Origin of the sequence: Gilliamella sp. ESL0441, assembly GCF_019469185.1 — a bacterium.
GTDB lineage: Bacteria > Pseudomonadota > Gammaproteobacteria > Enterobacterales > Orbaceae > Gilliamella.
Genome location: NZ_CP048264.1, coordinates 517,646 through 542,666, shown reverse-complemented (window position 1 = coordinate 542,666; position 25,021 = coordinate 517,646). Strand labels below are relative to the sequence as shown.

At 35.5% G+C, this 25,021-nt stretch carries 23 protein-coding genes; 2 read left to right on the top strand and 21 right to left on the bottom strand.

The annotated features are described in order from the left end of the window. Positions 1 to 124: 124 nt before the first annotated feature. Both GYM75_RS12295 and GYM75_RS02475 read left to right on the top strand, forming a co-directional pair. Positions 125 to 256 (top strand): hypothetical protein, encoded by a 132-nt coding sequence (locus GYM75_RS12295; protein WP_255556816.1) that lies wholly within the window; start codon positions 125 to 127, stop codon positions 254 to 256. Positions 257 to 468: 212 nt separating this feature from the next. After that, complete coding sequence (locus tag GYM75_RS02475; RefSeq protein ID WP_220216600.1) at positions 469 to 2,088, top strand: ATP-binding protein; 1,620 nt, start codon at positions 469 to 471, stop codon at positions 2,086 to 2,088. Between the two features lie 102 nt (positions 2,089 to 2,190). On the opposite strand, the gene yfbR is transcribed toward GYM75_RS02475, so the two are convergent. The 21 genes from yfbR to GYM75_RS02370 form a co-directional block, all read right to left on the bottom strand. Next, positions 2,191 to 2,784 (bottom strand): 5'-deoxynucleotidase, encoded by a 594-nt coding sequence (yfbR, locus tag GYM75_RS02470; protein ID WP_220216599.1) that lies wholly within the window; start codon positions 2,782 to 2,784, stop codon positions 2,191 to 2,193. 83 nt (positions 2,785 to 2,867) lie between these two features. After that, complete coding sequence (lpxC, locus tag GYM75_RS02465; RefSeq protein ID WP_220216598.1) at positions 2,868 to 3,782, bottom strand: UDP-3-O-acyl-N-acetylglucosamine deacetylase; 915 nt, start codon at positions 3,780 to 3,782, stop codon at positions 2,868 to 2,870. 65 nt (positions 3,783 to 3,847) lie between these two features. After that, positions 3,848 to 4,987: a cell division protein FtsZ gene (ftsZ, locus tag GYM75_RS02460; protein ID WP_220216597.1), complete on the bottom strand. Its 1,140-nt coding sequence runs from the start codon at positions 4,985 to 4,987 to the stop codon at positions 3,848 to 3,850. A gap of 81 nt (positions 4,988 to 5,068) precedes the next feature. Then, on the bottom strand, positions 5,069 to 6,322 hold the full coding sequence (ftsA, locus tag GYM75_RS02455) for a cell division protein FtsA (RefSeq protein ID WP_065558886.1): 1,254 nt from the start codon (positions 6,320 to 6,322) through the stop codon (positions 5,069 to 5,071). 21 nt (positions 6,323 to 6,343) lie between these two features. After that, complete coding sequence (locus GYM75_RS02450; protein ID WP_220216596.1) at positions 6,344 to 7,177, bottom strand: FtsQ-type POTRA domain-containing protein; 834 nt, start codon at positions 7,175 to 7,177, stop codon at positions 6,344 to 6,346. Between the two features lie 15 nt (positions 7,178 to 7,192). After that, positions 7,193 to 8,101, bottom strand: a complete 909-nt coding sequence (locus GYM75_RS02445; protein ID WP_220216595.1) for a D-alanine--D-alanine ligase — start codon at positions 8,099 to 8,101, stop codon at positions 7,193 to 7,195. Further along, the gene (gene murC / locus GYM75_RS02440) at positions 8,101 to 9,549 is read right to left on the bottom strand and encodes a UDP-N-acetylmuramate--L-alanine ligase (protein ID WP_363317341.1); all 1,449 of its coding nucleotides are present in this window, start codon (positions 9,547 to 9,549) and stop codon (positions 8,101 to 8,103) included. The genes GYM75_RS02445 and murC overlap by 1 nt, the downstream gene beginning before the upstream one ends. A 169-nt stretch (positions 9,550 to 9,718) precedes the next feature. Beyond that, positions 9,719 to 10,771 carry an undecaprenyldiphospho-muramoylpentapeptide beta-N-acetylglucosaminyltransferase gene (gene murG, locus GYM75_RS02435; protein WP_220216594.1) on the bottom strand — a complete coding sequence of 351 codons (1,053 nt, stop codon included), beginning with the start codon at positions 10,769 to 10,771 and terminating at the stop codon, positions 9,719 to 9,721. Beyond that, the gene (gene ftsW / locus GYM75_RS02430; protein WP_220216593.1) at positions 10,771 to 11,922 is read right to left on the bottom strand and encodes a cell division protein FtsW; all 1,152 of its coding nucleotides are present in this window, start codon (positions 11,920 to 11,922) and stop codon (positions 10,771 to 10,773) included. Before ftsW ends, murG begins: the two co-directional genes overlap by 1 nt. After that, a complete protein-coding gene (gene murD / locus GYM75_RS02425; protein ID WP_220216592.1) occupies positions 11,919 to 13,253 on the bottom strand; it encodes a UDP-N-acetylmuramoyl-L-alanine--D-glutamate ligase in 1,335 nt (444 codons plus the stop codon). Before murD ends, ftsW begins: the two co-directional genes overlap by 4 nt. A gap of 23 nt (positions 13,254 to 13,276) precedes the next feature. Continuing rightward, on the bottom strand, positions 13,277 to 14,359 hold the full coding sequence (gene mraY, locus GYM75_RS02420; protein ID WP_220216591.1) for a phospho-N-acetylmuramoyl-pentapeptide-transferase: 1,083 nt from the start codon (positions 14,357 to 14,359) through the stop codon (positions 13,277 to 13,279). Between the two features lie 5 nt (positions 14,360 to 14,364). Continuing rightward, complete coding sequence (murF, locus tag GYM75_RS02415) at positions 14,365 to 15,735, bottom strand: UDP-N-acetylmuramoyl-tripeptide--D-alanyl-D-alanine ligase (protein WP_220216590.1); 1,371 nt, start codon at positions 15,733 to 15,735, stop codon at positions 14,365 to 14,367. Further along, complete coding sequence (gene murE, locus GYM75_RS02410; protein ID WP_220216589.1) at positions 15,732 to 17,279, bottom strand: UDP-N-acetylmuramoyl-L-alanyl-D-glutamate--2,6-diaminopimelate ligase; 1,548 nt, start codon at positions 17,277 to 17,279, stop codon at positions 15,732 to 15,734. The genes murF and murE overlap by 4 nt, the downstream gene beginning before the upstream one ends. 13 nt (positions 17,280 to 17,292) lie before the next feature. Further along, positions 17,293 to 19,056 (bottom strand): peptidoglycan glycosyltransferase FtsI, encoded by a 1,764-nt coding sequence (gene ftsI / locus GYM75_RS02405; protein WP_370632152.1) that lies wholly within the window; start codon positions 19,054 to 19,056, stop codon positions 17,293 to 17,295. Beyond that, positions 19,056 to 19,439 (bottom strand): cell division protein FtsL, encoded by a 384-nt coding sequence (gene ftsL, locus GYM75_RS02400; RefSeq protein ID WP_220216587.1) that lies wholly within the window; start codon positions 19,437 to 19,439, stop codon positions 19,056 to 19,058. Before ftsL ends, ftsI begins: the two co-directional genes overlap by 1 nt. Next, a complete protein-coding gene (rsmH, locus tag GYM75_RS02395) occupies positions 19,429 to 20,370 on the bottom strand; it encodes a 16S rRNA (cytosine(1402)-N(4))-methyltransferase RsmH (RefSeq protein WP_220216586.1) in 942 nt (313 codons plus the stop codon). Before rsmH ends, ftsL begins: the two co-directional genes overlap by 11 nt. A gap of 13 nt (positions 20,371 to 20,383) precedes the next feature. After that, the gene (gene mraZ, locus GYM75_RS02390; RefSeq protein ID WP_220216585.1) at positions 20,384 to 20,830 is read right to left on the bottom strand and encodes a division/cell wall cluster transcriptional repressor MraZ; all 447 of its coding nucleotides are present in this window, start codon (positions 20,828 to 20,830) and stop codon (positions 20,384 to 20,386) included. 475 nt (positions 20,831 to 21,305) lie between these two features. Next, positions 21,306 to 22,004, bottom strand: a complete 699-nt coding sequence (gene pgl, locus GYM75_RS02385; protein ID WP_220216584.1) for a 6-phosphogluconolactonase — start codon at positions 22,002 to 22,004, stop codon at positions 21,306 to 21,308. 12 nt (positions 22,005 to 22,016) lie between these two features. Further along, entirely contained in the window at positions 22,017 to 23,477 is a 1,461-nt protein-coding gene (zwf, locus tag GYM75_RS02380; RefSeq protein WP_220216583.1) for a glucose-6-phosphate dehydrogenase, read from the bottom strand. Between the two features lie 187 nt (positions 23,478 to 23,664). After that, a complete protein-coding gene (gene rplY / locus GYM75_RS02375; protein WP_220216582.1) occupies positions 23,665 to 23,949 on the bottom strand; it encodes a 50S ribosomal protein L25 in 285 nt (94 codons plus the stop codon). A gap of 179 nt (positions 23,950 to 24,128) precedes the next feature. Beyond that, positions 24,129 to 25,001 (bottom strand): D-hexose-6-phosphate mutarotase, encoded by an 873-nt coding sequence (locus GYM75_RS02370; RefSeq protein WP_220216581.1) that lies wholly within the window; start codon positions 24,999 to 25,001, stop codon positions 24,129 to 24,131. Positions 25,002 to 25,021: the final 20 nt, after the last annotated feature.

Here is a 25,021-nt window from a genome sequence, read left to right as displayed (position 1 = left end):
AACGACCTTCTAATGACAAAAAACGTATATTTATCACTGATGTCTTTAATAAAAATTAGCTATTTACTTATTTACTCTTCTGATTTTAGCTCTTAACACTATTATCAAACATAAGGAATGCGTTATGACAATCTTTGAAGAAAAAACGTTGGCATTAAGTACAAAACGACAGTGTAAATTTCGTCATGCTTTAGATAATCAGCTTCTACATACCACTTTATCCACGGATAAGGGTTTATTTAAGATTCAATACTAAAGATAACAATACTGTTAAATCTATTTTACCGAATGCATTTGAATCGAAGTTTACTAACATGTTGATAAATAAGTCAACAATACAACCAATAGCCCAAAAATCATTAATTAAATCGAAAAAATATGTAATCTTTTAATCGCGTATTTAATGAATGATTTTTCCATCTGCATTCGTATTGTTGAATCGTCAATTTTATTGCTGAAGAATAAAATATGAAATATATGTTTAATCAATTAACGCTTAAAACTAAGCTTATCAGTTTGATTTGCGCTGCATTTATATTTTCAGTGGTTGTTCAATATGTTTACACTATTCATATGATAAACAAAGCGTTTTATCATCTTTCTTCTCAACGATTTAAAGATATTGCCGAATTAGTATCAACTAATCATAATCTCATTAATCAAGTCAGTAATCCCACGTCAGACAATTTACAAGCAATTCAACATTATACCGAACAAGTTCGCCAACTTGCATCAGTTGATTTTGTCGTAATATTCAATATGCAAGGTGTACAGTATTCACACCTAGACAAAAGCAAAACAGGACAGCAGCTTGTAGAGGGCAATGAACAAAAGGCATTACTAGAAACATCACATCTTTCCATTGCTAAAGGAACATTAGACGATCCAATCACAGCATCCAGCCCTATATACAACGATAATCAGCAACAAATTGGTATTGTTTTGGTTGGACAAACACGCCATAAAATGAATTATTTAGCTTTAAAGTCAAGTCAACCAGTTTGGTTATCTTTATTAGTGTCATTTACTTTAACAGTGATTTTAGCCTGTTTATTGTCTCGTTATATTAAGATGCTTATATGTAGATTAAAACCCAACCAAATAGATCAACTTTTTGAAGAATGTAATGCCATTATTAGAACTGTCAAAGAAGGCATAGTCGTGATTAACCAAAATGGATTAATTTCACAAATTAATGATGAAGCCATTAGAATATTACATATGGATAAGAGTAAGGAAAACATTATCGGCAAACCCATTAACACTCTTATACCCAATGCACGTTTAAATGAAGTTATGAACAAGGGGATTGCTGAATATGATTGCGAACAAAATATTAATGGTATGGTGATTGTGACTAACCGTATTCCATTATACGTAAATAATAAATTAGTCGGAGCCATTACCTCTTTTCGTGATATAACAGAAATACGCCAATTATCAAAGAAATTAACAAGTATTAATCGTGATGCCGATGCTTTACGTTCGCAATCTCATGAATTTAATAATAAATTGCATGTAATTTATGGACTGGCATATCAAGACAACAAACAAGAACTGGTCAATTATCTTGAAGAAATTATTGGCAATAAACAACCAGAATTAGACGAGATTAGTCAATACATTAAAGAACCCATTATTACTGGCTTTCTTAATAGTAAATTGAGTCGAATAAAAGAATTAGGCATAGCCTTAACTTTTAACATTAATGGTATGATCGCCCCTATTTCTAATCACTTAGTCATTCATCATTTAATCACTATTCTTGGAAATCTGATCGATAATAGTTTAGATGCCGTTCATAGTTTAGCTGATAAAAAAATAGAGATAAATTTTACTGTCCAAAACGGCTATTTTTACATCGAAATCATTGATAACGGGATAGGTATTTCTGAAAAAGATGTACAGCATATCTTTCAAAAAGGCTATTCAACTAAAGGAGATAATCGTGGTATGGGGTTATATTTGGTTTTATCTTGTGTTGATGAACTTGGCGGTGATATTCAGTTATTCAATCTTGGTAAGAAAAAAGGAACATGCTTTAAAATATCACTGCCATTAGCAGTCCTCTATCGAGAAATATCATAATAGCAATGACCTGATAAATTTTAAAAATGGCTCATGAAAAGAAAATTAAATAACACATAAGTTACCTAATTGTAGTTAACTCCAATTAGGTTTCAACATTTGTTATTTATCTAACGTGATTTCATCCAACGATAAACTAAAACTTGGCACAAATATTTCTAAAAAATAATCCATTTCAGGACTTCCTCGTTCAGACAATGTCTTTTTCAAACGCTGTTCAGCCAATCTAAACTCATTATTGCCGGCACTGAGTTCTTCAATCGTTTTAAGATAAGCACATAACGCATCGGCCTGTTTGACAATATTTTTTTCTGTTTCATCATAAAAATCATCATCAATAAGACGTCTAAAATCATCTTGTAACTCTTGCGGTAACATATTAATTAGCTTGTTTTGGGCAATTTTTTCAATCTTTTTGTATTCTGTTGTAATTTGAGGATTATAGTATTTAGTCGGTGTAGGCAGGTCTCCAGTAATCACTTCGGATGCATCATGATACATAGCTAATAAAGCGATTCTTTCAGGATTAACTTGTCCGTTAAAATATTTGTTTTTGATGATTGCTAACGCATGTGCAACAAAAGCGACTTGAAGACTATGCTCAGATACATTTTCTGTTCTGACATTGCGCATTAACGGCCAACGATTAATTAATTTTAATCGTGAAAGATGAGCAAAAAAATGGCTTTTATTCATATCATCATCTCATTAGTTATAAAAACAAAAACGCTTCCATATTAATGGAAGCGTTAAAGATTATATGATTCAACAATCAGTTTTTATGCTAAAACAAGTTGTTGAGTTCCTAAAGCAAGCGGTACGGTTTGCTCGTCAGTAAATGTGACGTACTCCCACGCACTTTGTTTCGCCAATAAAGCTTGTAATAACTGATTATTCAAAGCGTGTCCTGATTTATAACAAACCACTTCACCAATCATGTTGTGACCGCTCATGTATAAGTCACCTATGGTATCTAACATTTTGTGACGAACAAACTCATCTTCAAAACGTAATCCATCTTCATTAAGAACTTTATAATCATCTACTACGATAGCACAATCTAAACTACCACCTAAGCATAAACCTTTAGACTGTAATGCTTCGATATCACGCATAAAACCAAACGTTCTAGCACGACTGATTTGACGAATAAAAGATTCAGACGAAAAATCGAGCTGATAACGTTGCGAACTACTATCAATAGCAGGATGTTGGAAATCAATCGTGAAGTCCAATCGAAACCCACTAAATGGTCTTACTTCAGCCCATTTATCACCATTTTCAACGCGTATTGTTTCTTTAACACGTAAAAACTTTTTAAGCGCATTTTGTTCAATGATACCGGCATCAAGTAACAAATAAATAAATGGACTTGCACTACCATCCATAATTGGAATTTCCGGTGCATTGACTTCGATAATAATATTATCGATCCCCAGCCCTGCTAATGCAGAGTTAATATGTTCTACCGTTGAAATACGGACATTATCTTCATTAACTAAACAAGTACAGAGCATCGTATCACGAACTGATTTTGCATCTACCGGAAAGTCCACATATGGATTCAAATCAGTACGTCTATAAATAACACCTGTATTTTCAGGTGCAGGACGCAACGTCAAAGTAACTTTTTTGCCAGTATGTAAACCGACACCAGTTGTCTGTATTGTCTTTTTTAATGTTCTTTGTTTCATTAGCACCTACTATGTTTATTTGTTTCTATTGAATTGTGACAATAAAAAATCAAATAAGTTCACTTTTAATTCGCTTGTTTACGAATAAAAGCAGGAATATCTAAAATCTTATTTTCCTCGAGAGGAGAAATAGATTGCTCATTAACCACTTTAGCTAGTTTTTCTTCTTGTTGTGCCAAAGTATTATTTTGACTAAATAATGAGTTTTGTTGAATCGGTTTAGTTATTTTTGCTTCAGGACGTTTATCCATGCCAATACCTGTTGCAACAACAGTTACACGAATTTCATCTGACATATCAGGATCAAAAGTAGTCCCAACTACAACTGTAGCATTGTCCGAGGCAAAAGCCCTAACAGTACTACCAACCGTTTCAAACTCTTCTAAGCCAAGATCTAAACCAGCAGTTACATTAACGAGCACACCACGTGCACCAGATAAATCGATGTCTTCAAGTAATGGGCTTGAAATAGCCATTTCAGCCGCTTCCTCAGCTCGATTATCACCACTTGCACGACCAGAGCCCATCATAGCATATCCCATTTCAGACATCACTGTTCTAACGTCTGCAAAGTCCACATTAATATGACCTGGTTTGGTGATTAACTCAGCAATACCTTGGACTGCACCTTTCAGCACACCATTTGCTGCTGCAAAAGCATCTAATAGTTTAACACCACGACCTAAAACCTTTAATAGCTTATCATTTGGAATAGTAATAAGCGAATCAACATGTTTTGCTAACTCAGCAATACCTTGTTCAGCAAAAGCCATACGCTTTTTACCTTCGAATCCAAAAGGTTTAGTCACAACAGCTACAGTCAAAATACCCAATTCTTTAGCTATTTCAGCAACAACTGGAGCAGCTCCGGTGCCTGTTCCTCCGCCCATTCCTGCAGCGATAAACACCATATCGGCTCCTTCAATTGCATTACGAATGACTTCACGATCTTCCTCGGCAGAGTTTCTACCCACTTCTGGATTAGCCCCCGCACCAAGTCCTTTAGTGACATTCGTGCCGATCTGGATAGTTTGACCTACCTTAATTCTTTTCAATGCTTGCGCATCAGTATTTGCCGCAAAAAATTCAACACCTTCAATATGCTCAGCAATCATATGTTCAACAGCATTACCGCCGCCACCACCGACACCAATAACTTTAATGACTGCTGCTGGTTCATCATCTGCAACCATAGGCTCAAACATAACTTATCTCCAAATATACGATCTAGGGACATTGTACATATAACCGTCAACAATGTCCACGAAGTTCTTGAAATATATTAGCTAAAATTCTTTTTTAAACCAACCGGTCAATCGTTTAGCTATCCCTTTTAATGATGACTTATGGTTATCTTTGCCATCATCACTTAATAAACTTTGTTTGCCATAATGTAACAATCCTACTGTTGTTGAACAATAAGGCTTTTGTACATAATCAGTTAATCCTGAAATATTTAACGGTTGTCCAACACGGACTTGATTTTGAAATACTTTTTCAGCACATTCCACCATTCCCTTTATTTGTGCTGCACCACCAGTTAGTACTATACCTGCAGCTAATTGATATTTTACATTTTGTTTTTTTAATTCATCTTGTAATGATAATAACTCTTTTTGTACCAATGATAATAGTTCTGAATAACGAGGTTCAATCACATCAGCCAGAGTCTGCCGTTGTAAAGAACGAGAAGGTCGACCACCAACACTCGGTACATCAATAACTTCATCTTTTCCGATTAGTGAACCAACAGCACACCCATATCGAATTTTGATATTTTCAGCATCCATTGGAGGAGCACCAAATGCATAAGCGATATCACTCGTCACAACATTTCCAGCATAAGGAATGACAACCGAATGCCGTAAAGCCCCGCCAGTATAAACTGTCACATCCATGGTTCCGCCGCCAATATCAATGACGCAAACCCCTAACTCTTTTTCATCATCAGTTAAAACAGCATAACTTGAAGCTAAACCAGAAAAAATCAACTGATCAACTTTCAATCCACAACGCTCAACAGCTTTTACGATATTTCTCGCCATATCATTATGACAGGTCACTAAATGAACTTTTGCTTTCATTCGTACACCTGATAATCCTATTGGGTTTTTAATCCCTTCTTGTAAATCAATCGAATATTCTTGTGCAATAACATGTAATATTCGATGCTCATCAAGAATTCTTACCGATTTCGCGGTGTGGACAACATTTTCGACATCCTCAGCAGTTACCTCTTCGTCAGCTATTGGCACCATACCTATTTCATTTTGACAGCGAATATGTTTACCAGAAAGACTCAAATAAACAGAAGAAATCTGGCAATCAGCCATCAATTCAGCTTGGTCAATTGCACGTTGGATTGATTTAACTACTGACTCAAGATCGTTCACACCACCTTTATCAACGCCTTTTGATGGGCAATGACCTACACCGATGATATTGACAATACCATCGGGCAGAACCTCACCGACAAGAGCAAGTACTTTAGAAGTACCTACTTCTAGTCCAACCACCAATTTTTTTTCTGTTGCTTTCATATTTCAGCCTTAATTTATTCCCTACTGTGTCATTTTTTCTCTTTGTACTGAAATGCCATTTTCATAACGTAAATCAGCGACTGTAATTCTTTCATCTTTCGGTGTTTTTGACTGAATTTCAGGAAATAATTTGATAAATTGTTGGTAACGTTGCTCTACATTTTCATTACCCAACATCAGTTTTATTTCTTGATTTTCTTCACAAAAATCACCAATACACTGTTTTACCATCAACTGCCATGCATTGCGTTCATCAGTTATTGCTGACTTAATATGCAGTGCTAATTGATTGTTAGCTAATTTTTTTGAAAGTTCATCTAACTTATAATAAATCTCTAACGCTGACTTTGCTTTACCTTCTGGACCATAAAGTCTTGGTAATTTCAAGTCCGTTATACGATCTAGCGGAACACTAAATACATTCCCTTCTTTATCGAGTAAAAACAGATCATTCCAATAAAACTCAGGTTTATACTCTTCTATATATACTATCAATTTATCAGGCCACTGCTTACGTACACTAACCTGTTTAACCCATGGAAATCTTAATATTTCTTGTTGTATATCATTTACATCTTGACCAATATAAGTATTTGGTAACCCCAAACCTAAAATTGCTTCTCTAAGATCATCCTCAGTCGTATAGGTATATTCACCGCTTAAAGTTAATTGCGACAATACCATCTGTTCTGGATCTTCCATCCAATTTTTTACGCTTTGGACAATCCATGCACTAACGAAAACAATCATAATAAAGAACAAAAAACCAGCTAATTGCTCAGTACTACGAAAAATAAGCAAGTATCTCTTTTTTTTTCCTTCACGTCGGTGAGCGGCTTGCCTTACTTGCTTCATAAATAATATAGCCAGTTATATTGTTGCTAAATGTAAAATTCGACTAACAAGATCGTTAAATGACCAACCGTATTGTTTCGCTGCCATTGGTACTAAACTATGATCTGTCATTCCAGGCGCAGTGTTCACTTCTAACAAATAGGGGGTTTGATTATCATCAAACATTATATCAACTCGCCCCCAACCTCGGCATCCAACCGCCTTATAAGCATCAAGTGCTAATTTACGGATCTCTTGCTCTTTTTCATCTGATAAACCACTCGGGCAAAAATATTGTGTTGAATCAGATAGATATTTAGCATCATAATCATAAAACTTGGTTGCAGGTTTAATATAAATTGATGGTAATACTTCATCACCAACAATGGCGACAGTAAATTCTGGCCCTGATAAAAACGATTCAACCATGACATAATTATCATACTTAAAAGCATGTTCAAGAGCAGTTTTAAGTTCATTTGCTTGGTTAACGCGCGTCATACCTACACTTGAACCTTCGTGACTTGGTTTTACAAATAAAGGGAGTCCAAGCTGTTGTACAATGGCATCAATATCAATTGATTGATCTTTTTCGACCATAACATAATCTGCTACAGGTAAACCTAGTGCTTTCCAAACTAATTTAGTTTTTAGTTTGTCCATAGTGAGGGCTGACGATAAAACATCACTACCAGTATAAGGAATTTGTTGATAAGTTAATATTGCTTGTGTTATACCATCTTCACCACCACGCCCATGAAGAATCACGAATGCTTTAGTAAATCCCGCTTCTTTTAAGTTGGTAATAGGGTGGTCTCTTGTATCAATAAGGTGGGCATCAACACCATTAGCCAATAATCCTGCTTGTACAGCTTGACCTGATTTGAGTGAAACTTCTCGCTCTGCAGATGTTCCACCATACAATACCGCAACTTTATCAATCATTATAGACCTTCTCCTGAAAAAAATTGAGCATCGGCTAACTGACGTGCAATACGACCCACACTACCCGCGCCTTGAGTTAATAACAGATCTCCACCTTTTAAAATTTCTTTCATCATTTCTGGTAAGAGATCTAAATCTGAAACATAAATTGGATCCACTTTGCCCCGATTACGAATTGAACGGCACAAAGAACGACTATCTGCACCCGCAATTGGTTGCTCACCAGCAGAATAGACGTCTAACATAACAAGCGCATCAACTTGAGATAACACTTGAGCAAAATCATCGAATAAATCGCGTGTACGTGTATATCGATGAGGTTGGAATAGCATAACTAAACGACGATCCGGCCAACCATTTTTAGCCGCTTGTATCGTTGCATTAACTTCGCTTGGATGATGACCATAATCATCAACCATCATAATATCTTTACCGTTAGCATGCGGAAAAACGCCCACTAAATCAAAACGGCGACTTGTACCAGCGAATTTCGCCAAAGCATTAATGATCGATTGATCATCTATGCCATCTTCTGTTGCAGCAATAATTGCCGCAGCTGAATTTAATGCATTGTGTTTACCGGGTGCATTTAATTCGATTTCTAAATCATTACGATCTGGACGACACACAGTGTAGTAACTGACACCTCGTTCTTGACGATAATTTTTAATCACCACATCCGCTTCATCACTAAAACCGTAAGTAATAATTTTTCGTCCAACGATCGGTAATAATTCACGGTTAATTGGATCGTCATAACACATCACCGCTAAACCGTAAAAAGGTAAATTACGTAAAAAAGAGATGAATGTTTGCTTAAGATTTTCTACACTCCCTTGATAAGTATCCATATGGTCTGGTTCAATATTAGTAACAATAGAAACCATAGGTTGTAAGTGTAAAAATGATGCATCGCTTTCATCAGCCTCAGCAATGAAATAACGGCTACTACCTAATTTTGCATGAGTACCCGCTGCTTTAACTAAACCACCATTAACAAAAGTTGGATCAAGTTTCGCTTCGGCATAAATAGCGGTGACCATTGCCGTTGTCGTCGTTTTACCATGAGTCCCTGCGATAGCAATTCCATATCGGAAACGCATTAATTCAGCAAGCATTTCAGCTCTTTGAATAACTGGAATACGAGCATCCCGTGCAGCAACAACTTCAATATTATCTTGTGAAATTGCGGAAGAGATTACGACTACACTTGAATTAATTATATTTTCAGCTGCATGACCAATAATAATTTTTGCGCCTAATTTCTTTAGATGTTCGGTAACGGCATTTTCAGCAATATCTGAACCACTAATTTCGTAACCTTCATTAGCTAGAACTTCAGCAATTCCACCCATACCGGCACCACCAATACCCACAAAATGGATATGTTTGACGCGTTTCATTTGGGGAATAATTGCTCTTAATTCAGCTAATTCCTTTGTATTCACAATCTAACTCCTAATTATTTTCTAGTTGAGTATTTTTGTTAACCTTTTATTGAGCTTATTTAAGTTTGTAAAAATCTATTTTTTATACTCAATGCCGTTACTATTTAAACATCGACCTTACCTAAAACATCTTGACAAGATTATTACATAAAGTTATATCAAAAACTAATTATTTTATCACTGATTTTAACGTTTCTGCTACCTTTTCGGTAGAATTTATGATAGATAGACTTTTCGCCTTAACCGCCATTTCGATTAATTTATCTCTATTTAAATTTCTTAACACACTCATTAATGATTCGCTGTTAAAGTCGGGTTGTTCAATAATCTTTGCAGCATCAATATCGGAAAGCGATTTAGCATTCCAAAATTGCTGGCGATCTTTATGCATAAATGGGACGAAAATGGCACCAATTCCAACAACTTCGATTTCACTTACCGTTAATGCCCCACTGCGACAAATCACAATATCCGCCCAACGATAAGCTTCTGCCACATCCGTAATAAATTCTGTTACTTTATTTACCGTCATATCACAATCTTGATAGGCTCGCATAACAGGTTCTAGCATGCCTTTTCCTGTTTGATGCCAAACAACAAAGTTATCGGACAATTTTGTCATAACCTTAGGAACAACCTCATTGAGTACTTTTGCCCCTTGACTTCCGCCCATAACTAAAACTCTAATTGGTCCTTGACGATCTTCAAAACGTTCGTTAGGTTCAGCAATAGTTAATAAATCGTCACGAACAGGATTTCCTACTACTTCAGCTTTTGGAAAAGCAGTCGGAAATGCTTGTAAAACTTTAGTTGCAATTTTTGCAAGCCACTTATTAGTTAACCCTGCTACACCATTTTGCTCATGTAATACGACAGGAATTCCTAATGTCTTCGCTGCAATGCCACCCGGCCCAGACACATACCCTCCCATACCAAGTACAACATCAGGTTGATAAGTTTTTAAGATTTTTCTGGCTTGTAGAACCGCTTTTAAAATTTTATAAGGTGCTTTTAGCATTGCACCAATTCCTTTACCTCGTAGACCCGATATCTCTATAAAATCAATCTCGATACCATTTGCAGGAACTAGATGCGCTTCCATTCGATCTGCTGTGCCAAGCCATCTGACTTGCCAACCCTGTTTCATTAAATAATGTGCAACAGCAATACCTGGAAAAACATGCCCTCCCGTACCACCTGCCATGACTAATAACTTTTTCATTATTTTATTGACCTTATTCTTGCTTGTGCCTGTTGTTGCCTAAATTCAAAATCGATTCGAAATAATATTGCTACTGCAATACTCATAACAATTAAACTTGAACCACCATAACTAATAAATGGTAATGTTAACCCTTTTGTAGGAAGCATACCTGATGTTACCCCAATGTTAACAAACGTTTGAAATCCGAACCAAATACCAATTTCACAAGCTAAATATCCAGAAAACTGGGAGCCTTCGTTCAAAGCTCGATAACCTATTGCCATAGCTTTAAATGTCAAAAGAAAGAGCAAGGTCAGTAACATCATAACGCCAACAAAACCAAGCTCTTCAGAAATAATTGAAAAGATAAAATCAGTATGACATTCAGGTAAATAACCTAATTTTTGAACAGAATTTCCTATTCCTTGTCCTGCAAAACCGCCATTACCAATTGCTATTAATGAATTGACTAATTGATAGCCAACTCCATTTGCATCTTCCCACGGGTTGAGAAAGGTTAACAGTCGCTTTAAACGGTAAGATTCAAACAGAATTAAACTAACAACTGCCACTACACCTGTTGATAAAATAGCGATAAATTGCCATAGCTTAGCACCAGCGATAAAGAGAATTCCAATAGTAACAATAAATAATACAATAACTGTGCCTAAATCGGGTTGAAGTAATAGTAAAATAGAAAGCACGGCCATGACGACCATTGGTTTAAAAAATCCCCAAAATCCACTTTGTACTTCATCTGACTTTCGAGTCAAATAACTTGCTAAAAAAACAAATAAAGCCAATTTAGCAAGCTCGGCCGGTTGAAAGTTAAATACGCCTAGCGGAATCCATCTCGCTGCACCATTAATGGAAGACCCCACGCCTAAAACAGCAACAAGCATGATAATTGTCATAATGAGTAATACAGTTCCAAATTGCTGCCAACGTTTCATTGGAATCGATAACGTTATACACATCAAAACAAGCGAAATACCTAGCTGTATGAGTTCACGCTGAGTATAGAAAAAAGGATTATTATCATTTGATGACATTGACGCTGATGTCACCATCACTAAGCCGAATATCATCAATCCAAAAATCGTCCAAAGCAATTGATTATCAAAAGGGACATGAGGATTAACTTGCTTTTTTATGGCCAGCGAGATCATTTTTCACCCCTTTGGGCATATTGCTTTGCCAGAAGTGCAAATTGATTTCCTCGCTCTATATAGTTTTTAAATTGGTCTAAACTTGCACAAGCAGGTGAGAGTAAAACGACATCATTAGCCACCACTTTTTGAGCGATTATTTGCATAGCCTCAGCTAATGTCGCTGTCATTGTTGTGATGTTGGGGGCTAATTTTGCTAATAACTCACGATCTCGACCAAAACAAAAAATTTCAAGGTGACTATTTTTTAAATAAGGAATTAGTGGAGAAAAATCCGCTGATTTTCCATCACCGCCAAGCAATAAAAATAATTTTCCATGACATACAACACTTTTCAAAGCAGCTTCCGTACTGCCCACATTGGTTGCTTTAGAATCATTAATCCATTTGACCCCATTTTGTTCCAAAACTAATTCAAAACGATGAGGTAAACCATGAAAGTTGGCTATTGTCGCTAAACTAGATTGTCGTGATATTGATAATTTATCTGCAATAGCTAATGCGGCTAACGCATTGAGATAATTATGGCTTCCCGTTAGTTTCATTGTTTTAGTCGATAAAACAGGTTTTTCCTGCGCAATCAAATGTGCACAATCATTATCCAAATGATAATCGCCTGCATGTAATCCAAAAAACACATTATGACTTTCTTTGCCTTTTGGAAAAGTTAATTTATCATCATGATTTACTACACAATATTCTGCATTCACATAAATTCGTTGTTTAGCCTCTACATATTGCTTGAGTCCTAAAGGATACCTATCCATATGATCTTCTGAGATATTCAAAATCGTTGCAACCGTTGCATGTAAAGTGTGTGTGGTTTCAAGTTGGAAGCTTGACAGCTCAAGTACATACACATCACAATCTTGAGCCAGTAAAGAGAGTGCAGGTTGACCTATATTGCCACCGACACCCACTTTGATACCAGCTGACTTAACAATTTCACCAACTAATGTCGTCACCGTCGTTTTACCATTGGCACCGGTGATTGCCACAATTTTTTTATTGGGTTGTTGATTAACTTCACGACAAAATAGCTCAATATCACCAATGATTTCGATACCTTTATCAGTAGCTTGTTTGAGTTCAGGGGTTGATAGAGCGATACCAGGACTGACAATTATTAAATCCGCATCAAATAGCCAATCGACATTCAAATCGCCTAAATGATAGGCAACCCGTTGATCTAATTGTTCTAATCCTGAAGGTAATAAACGGGTATCAATCACTTTAGGAATAACATTTTGGGCAAGAAAATAGTTAACACAAGAAAGCCCTGTGACACCTAACCCGATGATAACAACATTTTTACCTTGATAGCTAATCATGATTCAATCCTGATTTAATTTAATTACCGTAATTTCAAGGTTAATAACCCTATTAATACAAGCATTAACGAAATAATCCAAAAACGCACAATAACCCGAGGTTCCGGCCATCCTTTTAATTCATAATGATGATGGATTGGAGCCATTTTGAAAATTCGTTTACCACGTAATTTAAAAGAACCAACTTGTAGAATTACCGATAGGGTTTCGACAACAAATATGCCCCCCATGATAAGTAATAAAAATTCTTGGCGTAAAAGTACCGCGATAATTCCAAGCACACCACCTAAAGCCAGTGATCCTACATCTCCCATAAATACCATAGCGGGATAAGTGTTAAACCATAAAAAACCAAGTCCTGCACCAATGATCGCTGTACAAACAATCATCAATTCACCACTAAATTTGATATAAGGTATATGCAAATATTCTGCAAAGTGTGTATTACCTGTCGCCCACGATACCAGCGCTAAGCCCGCTGCCACAAATACCGTTGGCATAATTGCAAGTCCATCAAGTCCATCTGTTAAATTAACAGCATTACCCGATCCAACAATCACAACATAAGTGAGTAAAATAAATCCAATACCTAGTTGAGGCATGACATCTTTAAAAAATGGCACAACCAATACGGTTACAGAGCTATCTTTGCCATATGCATAAAGACCAAAAGCCACAATGAGAGCAATAACAGATTGCCAAAAATATTTCCATCTGGCGATAAGACCATCGGTATTTTTTCGAATCACTTTCAGATAATCATCCGTAAAGCCAATGATGGCATATCCAACTAGAACAAATAATGTTACCCAGACATAAGGGTTTCTTAAATCAGCCCAAAGAAATACTGATAATGAAATTGAGGCAACGATTAACGTTCCTCCCATTGTTGGCGTTCCTTTTTTACTTAAATGGGATTCAGGTCCATCATTACGTATTACTTGTCCAATCTGTAACTTTTGTAACCAGTCAATGACTTTTTGCCCCATAATTATCGATATCGCTAAAGAGGTTAATAAGCCTAAAATTGCTCTCACAGTCAAATAAGAGAACACGTTAAAAAAAGAAAAATGTTTAACTAAATATTCTGATATCCAAACCAACATAGTTTTTAACCCTGATTTATTTTTTGTTGTTTAATTTGTTCTATAACGTCTTCCATTTTTGCACTGCGTGAACCTTTCACTAGCATGGTTAAATTTGGATATTGACGCAATAACGTTATGATATAATTTGTTGCTTCTTGTTTATCATTAAAATGATGACCGACTTCACTTGATTGACTAACAAATTGACTCAACTGACCAACACTAACAACACAATCCAATTTTTGTTGTTTAGCAAGCTCACCAATTTGTTGATGATACTTTTGAGCGTCTTGCCCTAATTCAGCCATATCGCCTACAACTAAAACTTTATAACCTGATTGATTTGCTAAAACATTAATTGCAGCAGACATTGAACCGACATTGGCATTATAAGTATCATCCAAAATTAATTGATTTTGGTTTAATTTAATCGGGAAAAGCCTTCCTTTAACTGGCTTTAATATTGATAATCCTTGTTGAATGCGATCTAAGCTTGCTCCGACAGAAATCGCTAAAGCTGAAGCTGCAATTGCATTTGAAATATTGTGTAACCCTATTAATGGTAATTGGATTTCGCATTCACCAAACGGTGTATGTAATTTAAATGTGGTCACATCTGCCATTTTAATATGACTTGCATAAAAATTGGCTAATGGATTTTCTAATGAAAAAGTCCAAACAGTTTTATCTGTTAATTGCTCAAACCATTTATCTGAACAGCTATCTAAATTGATGATAGCAATACCATCTTTAGTCAACCCTTCAAAAATCTCACCTTTTGCGGTAGCGACACCTTCAAGTGAGCCAAAACCTTCAATATGCGCTTCAGCAATATTATTAATTAATGCAGTTTGTGGATGAACTAACTGGGTTGTATATGAAATTTCTCCAATATGATTGGCGCCCAGCTCTATCACAGCAAATTGATCTTCTTTTGTTAGTCTTAAAAGTGTTAATGGTACACCAATGTCATTATTATAATTACCTTGCGTATAAAGCGTTGTTCCACAATTTTGCAAAATAGTGGCAGTCATTTCTTTTACAGATGTTTTACCGGATGAGCCTGTCAAGGCAACAATTTTAGCGTAACTTTGATTACGGATATAACCAGCAATTAGACCCAACGCCAGACGCGTGTCCTTAACCACTATTTGTGGAATAGAATTATCCTCAATTTTATGATTAACCATGACGGCAACCGCACCGTCTTTAATCGCTTGTAAGGCAAATGCATGCCCATCAAAATGTTCACCAACAAGCGCAATAAAAAGAGATTGTTTTGTAATTTTACGTGAATCAGTACAAATAAATGCTACGGTTGACTCATCGCATTGAACATTAAATGATTCACCGTTTACTATTGTTCTGATTTGCTCAATATTTAATGGAATCATGATTGATTCTCTACTCCTAAAAGCTGTTTCACTGTTTCTTGATCTGAATAGTGATGTTTAGTTTTTCCAACGATTTGGTAATCTTCATGACCTTTGCCCGCAATTAATATCACATCATTTGGTTTGGCTTTGGAAAATGCTTTTTTTATAGCAGTAACTCTATCAGTAATAACGTATACATTTTTGTTATTCACCAAGCCTTGTTGGATATCATTAATAATTTTCATCTCATCTTCTGTACGAGGATTATCATTTGTCAAAATGATATTATCAGCATATTGTGCTGCTATATCCCCCATTAATGATCTTTTACCTGTGTCTCTATCGCCACCACAACCAAAAACAACCCATAATTTTCCTTTACAATGAATACGACTTGCTTGTAATGCCTTTTGTAAGGCATCGGGGGTGTGAGCATAATCAATAATAAAAGTTGGGCTATGATGCGTGTGTAATACTTCCATTCGACCACAGATAGGTTTAAGGAAAGAAGCCATATTGACAACAGCAAAAAACGGAAAATCGAGTGTTAGCAGGGTCGCTACGCATAATAAAAGATTTGAAACATTAAACTCTCCTAACAATCGACTATTGATAACAGTATTACCCCAACTCGATTGCATGTGGATTTCAGCGCCTTTGTCATGATATTCAATCATAGATACGCCAACATAAGGTATATTTAAATTTTTTAATCGGCTTAATGATTTAGGTTGACATGATACAGCGGTAACATTTGAAAGTTTTTCAATCCAACGCTTACCATATTTATCATCATAATTAATTATAGATTTACCTGCACTAATAACTTGTTTTTCTTTTTCGTCTGCACTAAATAACGACCATTTTGATTTTGCATATTTTCCCATAGTTTTATGAAAATCAAGATGATCTCGACTCAAATTGGTAAATACGGTTGCGGCAAAAGTAATCCCTTTGACGCGATTCATCGTTAATCCATGGGAGGAAATTTCCATTGAAACCACTTTTACCCGTTTTTTCACAAAATCAGCTAAATAAGTTTGGATATCAACAGCTGATGATGTCGTATTCTCGGAAGGTTTAAGATGATTATATATACCATTTCCTATTGTCCCTAAAATGGCTACTTTTTCATTTAATATCGTAGCACATTGGGCAATAAGCTGAGTGACTGTCGTTTTTCCATTGGTTCCTGTTACACCAATAACTGACAGTTTTTTAGAAGGAGAATGATAAAATTTGCTGGCGATGACAGATAATTTTTTAGATAATTGGAATACTTTTATTTGAGGAATATTTTTGTCTTCGTGCTGGATATAATCTATATGGAGATCGTTCGATTTCCGATTCGTCTCAATTAATATTGCTGCAGCACCAGCTAAAATGGCTTGTGTAATAAATGTTTTACCATCAACAACACTTCCTTTAATAGCAACGAATACATCATTATTTTCAATCATTCGACTATCGATGCGTAAATGATTAAGAGGAAAATCTTTGATCGTTCGATCTTTTTTTCCACCTAATATACTGACTAATTTTTTAAATGTACTTATAGCCATCATTTACCACCTATTAATAAATAATCATTTGACCATCAACATGACGATCTGGTTTTACATTCATTGTTCTTAAAACCCCCCCCATAATCCGGCTAAAAACTGGCGCTGAAACAGATCCCCCATAATATTGACCTGCTTTAGGATTATCTATCACAACGACCAAAGAATATTTTGGCGCCGTAGAGGGTGCAATTCCTGCTGTATAGGCTAAATATTGATTAACATATCGCCCACCAGATAATTTTTTAGCCGTACCTGTTTTCACTGCAACACTATAACCAGGTACAGAAGCTTTTGTGCCACCACCTGTTACCGCAACAGCTTCCATTAAATGAACTACCGTTTTGGCAATTTTTTCCGGTACGACTCGCTCACCCTTAATTGGTTCATTAACTTTTAATATCGAAACGGGTCGATAAACACCATAACTACCAATGGTTGCATACGCTCTAGCTAATTGTAATGGCGTAACATTCAATCCATAACCAAATGAGAATGTTGCTCGTTCAATATCTGCCCATTTTCGAGTTCTATCTGCGGCAATTGAACCACTCACTTCACCACCTAAACCTAATGCTGTAGGATGTCCTAAACCAAATCGACTAAAATATTCTACCAGTTCGCTTGGCTGCATTTGTAACGCTAATTTACTGACACCAACATTACTTGATTTTTCTAATATACCCGCTAAGTTAAGTGATTTTTGATAGGAAACATCCTTAATTTCATAGCGGTTTACATAAAATGGTCTCGTATCGATAATCGTGTTTAAATTCGCAATCTTCTTTTCTAAAGCTGCCATTACAACTAATGGTTTAACAGTTGAACCGGGTTCAAAAGCGTCGGTAATGGCACGGTTGCGTAACGAGTTATAATCAATTGATGAACGATTATTAGGATTATAAGATGGGCTAGTTGCCATCGCCAAAATCTCACCTGTATGAACATCAATCAATACCGCTGTGCCACTATCAGCTTTATTAAATTGCACAGCTTGACTCAGTTCGCTATAAACTAATGACTGCAAACGTTCATCAATACTTAAGACTAAATCTGAAGCTCTCTCACTTTCAGTCCGTGCGAGTTCTTCAATTACACGTCCAAATCTGTCACGTCTTATTACTCGTTGTCCTGATTCGCCGATTAACCACTTATTAAAGCTTTTTTCAATTCCTTCTGAACCTTTTTCATTTCCGTTTTCATCGGTATCTGTCAAACCAATCAATTGAGCTATATTTTCGGCAGCTGGATAAAAACGTTTAGAGGTTTTAACAAATGAAACCCCTGGTAATTTTAGCTGCTTTAAATAATCCGATAACGTTGGTGTAACCTGTTTAGCTAAATAAGCAAATCGTGTAGATGGATTACTCAATTTTTGTTCTAAGTTAGCAATCGGTATATTTAAAGCCGCTGACAATCCTTTCCATCTAACATCATTAGCATTTACCCCCCCTTTTTGAATCACTATTTTCGGGTCTGCCCAAACATCATACATTGGTACACTAACAGCTAAAGCTCGTCCATTTCGATCCGTTATCATGGCTCTGGGTGCATCCATATCCTGATGACGCAACGAGCGTTTATTGCCCTCAGCTATCAGCTTATCAGGATGGATAATCTGTAAAATTGCCATTTGAGTAATTAATGCAATTATGGCAATCACAATCAAACCATATACAACATAAAATCGACTAGGTGAAAAAAACTGTTTTTTACTATTCAATTTATTGACTTTATTATTCTTAACAGTCTTTTTTGATTTAGTGATAGATTTCATCATTTACTCTTTATCACAATAACAGTTTCATTTTCTGGTGTAACATAAGACATATCTAATTGATTTTTAGCTTTAGCCTCAACTCGCTTTGGATCAGCTAATACATTTTCTTCAATAACTAGATTACGCCATTCACTTTCTAAAACATCTTGCTCCAAAAGAAGTCGCTCACGTTCAGATAACTGCTTTCTAACTTGTTGAGTCGTAATTAATACCGCACCAGCAGACAAAACAATAAGTACTAATAAAAAAATAGACATTTTTTGATGATTGACCAAATCACCAATGATTAAACCAAATAAACTTTTATTTGGTTTACGCTGAGTATCTATTTCATCATAAATACCGTCATGATAATTATTACTGTTTTGGCTACTGTTCATTGTTTCTTTCTGCTACCCTCAATATTGCACTTCGAGAACGTGGATTTTTTTCAATTTCATCATTACTCGGTTTTATTTTGCCAAGGGACTTCAATTTTGCACTACCATACTGCTTTATCTGCTGCTCTGTTAACGGCAATCCTGCTGGCAAAGTTGGACCTTTACTTTGCCTATTTATAAACTGCTTAACGATTCTATCCTCTAAAGAATGGAAACTAATAATAGCTAGTCTTCCTTTATTAGCTAGCACAGATAAACTGCTATTTAAAGCTTGTTCCACCTCTTCTAATTCACTATTAATATAAATACGTATAGCTTGAAAACTACGTGTTGCAGGATGTTTATTTTTATCTTTTTTAGGTGTCGCCTTTTCTATAATATTAGCTAATTCTAATGTTCGTGTTATAGGCGAAATTTTATTTTGCTCCACAATCGCTTTTGCAATACGTTTCGCAAATTTTTCCTCACCAAATGTTTTTAATACCCAAGCTATATCTTCTTCATCACTACTTAATAACCATTCACTTGCGGTAACACCTTTATGATTATTCATTCGCATGTCAAGTGGACCATCTCGCATAAAAGAAAAACCACGTTCAGGATCATCAAGCTGAGGCGAAGATACACCCAGATCTAATAAGAAACCATCTATTTGACCTAATAGTCCCAAAGAATCAATATACTGATATACATTCGAGAATTCGCCTCGAATGAATGTAAATCTTGAATCAATTATTTTTTGGGCTGTTTGTTCTGCTCGCTCATCACGATCTATGGCGATCAATTTTCCTTGTTTACCAAGTTGCTCAAGTATTTTTCTTGAATGACCACCACGACCAAACGTGCCATCAATATAGATGCCATCTTTTTTTATATTTAATGCGTTTATTGCCTCGTTTAATAAAACAGTAGTATGTTGATAATCGCTCAATTTTTAGCTCTTTTTAAATAGTTAAATTTTTTAAATTAGAGGATAAATTTTCCATATCAGCGGGTAGTGCGGCAATATCCTCACTAATTTGTTGATACCATACTCCTTCATCCCAAATTTCAAATTTATTGGATTGTCCAACAAACATTGTCAGTTTTTCTAACTTGGCATAAGTGCGTAACGTTTGTGGTAATAAAATTCGTCCCGAATTATCCATTGAACATTCGGTTGCATAACCTAATAGTAATCGTTTAATTCTTCGTTCAGCTTCGACAATAGATGATAATGTCGAAAGTTGTTGCTCAATTATTTTCCATTCCGTCATTGAATAGAGGGCAAGGCATGGATGGTATAAACCTATAGTGCATACCATACCTTCAGCCAATAATTCCCGATAGCGAGTGGGAATAGCCATCCGCCCTTTGCTATCGATATTGACTGAAATTGCACCACTAAACATTTAAGCACCATTATTGGTAAATTTTTAATAATTTTAATTTCATAAAAATCAAAACGTTAAATAATTTATACTTTTTTACCACTTAACCCCACTTTTTACCACAAAAATTTACAAAATAATAGCTATTTAATTAATTAATTTTTCGATAATTGTAGTTTGGATTTTTAATTCGCTTATTTAAATCTAACTATAGGTTTTACATTAAATTAATTTAATAAAGACATTCAACATACAAATTTTAGAATGCATTGAAGCTTGAGCTAAGTTGCTTATTAAAGCGAGATAGAGTGTCAGTAATAGAATCTAAAACCATGAAGATATAAAGAAAGGTAAAATATTATTTATAAAAATAAACTGGCAACAGCGATGATTAAAATATTAAATTTATAACAATTCGTTGTTTAATGATTTTGTTAAAATTTAAGCATAACTAAAACAATTAGTTGCCAGCTTTTGCTGGCAAACAAATATTGAATTAACGAGGAGCCCAAAAACCTACTACATTGGCTTTATCTTGCTGTAAAACTGCTCTTATAGGCATTTGATTAACATCGGTGCCTTTTTCAGCTTGTTCTAAAACTTTAATCTTACTTTCACCAATTAGGTGTAAATAGATATTTTTACTACCTAATATGATTGGTAGTGTTAATGTGATACGATCAAGTGGCGCAGTTAATGGTGTCATGCCGATTACTTTACGATTTGAGTGCATGTCCAAGCCCAATTTCAAATTATCTGCTCCTGGGAATAGTGAAGCAGTGTGACCATCTTCCCCCATTCCCAAAATCAAAACATCAAAAGGCATCGGCACTTTATCTAAAATCTGTTCCGTTACTTCGGCACCATCAAACGGATTATCACAACTGTTTTTTAAACCAACAAAATTAGCAAATTTTGCTTTATTTTGTAATAAATAAGTCATGACTAATTTTTCATTACTGGCATCGTCAGTATCGTCGACCCATCTATCATCAACTAATGTAATATAAACTCGATTCCACTCTAAGTCTTGCTGACTAAGCAAGGTGAATAAAGGAATTGGCGTTTTTCCGCCAGAAACAGCAATAGATGCATGTCCTTTTTTTTCTATAGCCTGCTTAAGATCGTTAACTATACGAGCTGTGAGTTCTTCATTTAATACTTGACTATTTGCATATTTGTTTAGTGTAAACATAGTTATGTTCCTTTATTCAAATTCGTGCCATGAATGCCCATCTTTAGTAATTAAAGCGACAGAAGCTACCGGCCCCCAAGTACCTGCTTGATAAGTTTTCGGGAGTTCTTTTTCCGAATTCCAAGCACTAATAATAGAATCGACCCATTTCCAAGCGGCTTCAACCTCATCACGATGAACAAATAATGCCTGACGTCCACGCATTACCTCGAGTAATAATCGCTCATAAGCATCAGCACTATTTTGTTGAAAAGCTTCATTAAAACTTAGGTCAAGTTTGGTTGTTTGTAAATTATGAGTACTATCCAATCCCGGTACTTTATTTAAGATTTCAATATCTAAACCTTCGTCAGGTTGCAATCGAATCGTTAATTTATTTTGTGGCAATTCAGGATATGATTCACTAAATATATTAAGTGGTAATGATTTAAAATATACCACAACTTCTGAACATTTACTGGCTAAGCGCTTGCCTGTGCGTAAATAAAATGGCACTCCAGCCCAACGCCAATTATCAATATCAACGCGAATTGCAACAAAAGTTTCGGTGCTACTCTCTTTATTTGCTCCATCTTCTTCTAAATAGCCTGGAACATTTATACCATTAACAAATCCAGCTGTATATTGGCCACGTACAACTTTTTCCCTAAGGTTTGTTTTATCAATAGGTCTAAGTGCATTTAGTACAGCAATTTTTTCATTACGTAAACTTTCATCTTTTAAATTAGCCGGTGGTGACATAGCTATCATAGTTAAAATTTGTAATAAGTGATTCTGAACCATATCACGCATTTGACCCGCTTTATCGAAATAACCCCATCGACCTTCAATACCGACTTGTTCAGCAACGGTAATTTCGACATGATCGATAGAATTACGATTCCATAAAGATGCAAAAACCGGATTAGCAAAACGTAAAGCTAAAAGGTTTAAAACCGATTCTTTACCTAAATAGTGATCGATACGGTAAACCTGTGATTCATCGAAAAATTGTGCGACAGAATCATTAATGTCTCGCGATGACTGTAAATCAGTACCAAGTGGTTTTTCCATCACAATCCGATTGTGTTTTTGATTTAAACCAGCATGGGCCAAACCTTTACAAATTGTACCAAAAGTCCCTGGATGCATTGCAAAATAAAAAATAGCTGTGCGATTTTGCTCAAGTTTATTCTTTAAATCATTAAAACCAGCGATATCATTAACATCCAATTTATGAAAATTAAGGCGCTGACTAAATCGTCGCCAAATATTCTCATCTAAAGGTTCTGACATAAATGTTGTTAGTGCTTCCTTAGCCACTTCACTATAAGCCACTTTATCCCAATCGGCACGACCAACGCCTAATATTTTGGTTTCCTCAGGCAGTTTTCCATACTTTTCTAATTGATATAAAGACGGTAATAATTTACGCCTCGTCAAATCCCCTTTAGCACCAAAAATAACTAAATTGCAAGCTGGGACATCAGACATGGTTTTCTCCTAACTAAAATGATATCAATATGATTTATTCTATTATGTTAAATAGCCAGTGTACACCCAGTTAATGCTATAAATCATAATAATAGGCATTTGCCATCATTAAAAAATAAAAAACAAAAGGTCACCATATCGGTGACCTTTTGCTATAAGCTTTATTGATTTAGCCTAATAGTGCACTTTATACGCGAACAAAGTCCATATGAACTAATTTAGGCTTGAATGGATGACGTTGTACTGCTTGTACTTTAGCTTTAACAGCTTTACCGTCAACTTCAATAGTAAGCACTTCAGAATAAAATTCTGGTTTTTCTTGCATGTTGAAAACATGGTTGTGATCAAGCACAACAGATATTGCAGGTTCAGTTCCACCATAAATAATTGCTGGGAATTGACCAGCGTGACGCAGGCGGCGGCTCGCACCCTTACCATGCTCTTTTCTAACTTCTGCTTTTAATGTAAACATGTTTATTTCTCTATGTTATTTAGATAAAAAACCAATTACAGGCGACCCAGTAGTTGGTTATGAAATTGGTGCTTTAAAAAAGCTTGAGGATTATAAAGCGTTATGCTTGTAAACGCAAACAATTAATCAACTGCTGTCAATAAAATTGATTGCGTTTAAACATCACTTGCTTTGCAAAATTAGACCAATTTAATTTTAAAGCCATATGACATTTTTTGTGTTGGTGATAATTTGAGTGTTTGATTAATACATGCACTTTCAACACACACCATTTTTTTATATTCTTGGTCATCAAAATCAGCCATCGCTTTAGCTTTATCTGTCCATGGATTCCATGTAACAACATCACTAGCATTGATGTTTGTAAGCTGAATTGTTCGACAAGTATCATCAATCGTTATGGTATTTTCAGCATGGGTATAAATACGATCAACCTCTTGATTAAAGGTTAATTGTCCATTAATTGTTGGCTTATTTTCAACAGACAAACGATCTTGATAAGTATCACCTAACCCTTTGACTATTACATTGTCGATATCGCTAATACCAAAATAGGTATGTAATGCACTTGTCACTTCAAAATCACCTTGACAACTTAATGTGATTTCACAGCTCTTGCCGACATGTATCGTTAACCAAACTTTAAACGGTTTTGAGAAATAAGATTCAGTTTGTGGGTTATTCGTTAATGATAAGATGATATCGACACCATTAGCGTCTTCTTGGCAAGAATCTAACGTCCACTCAACAATACGAGCAAAACCGTGTGAAGGATTACCTAATTGCCCAAACCAAGGCCAACAAATGGGTACACCACCACGGATAGCCGTTCCTTTTTTAAAAAAGGTTTTTTCACTTAACCAAATAACTGGAGATGCTTCGGTCGATGGTTGCCAAAATAATAAATGCGCGCCTTGTAATGATATCGCTGCCGTGCATGTTTTATGGTTAACCGTTAAAATGGGTAATTCACCAAAATGCGATTGTTTTACTGAAGGGCTTATTGACGCTGCTGACAAACCATTATCCAAAATGTTGTTAACAATACTCATATTTTCTCCTACAAAAATAG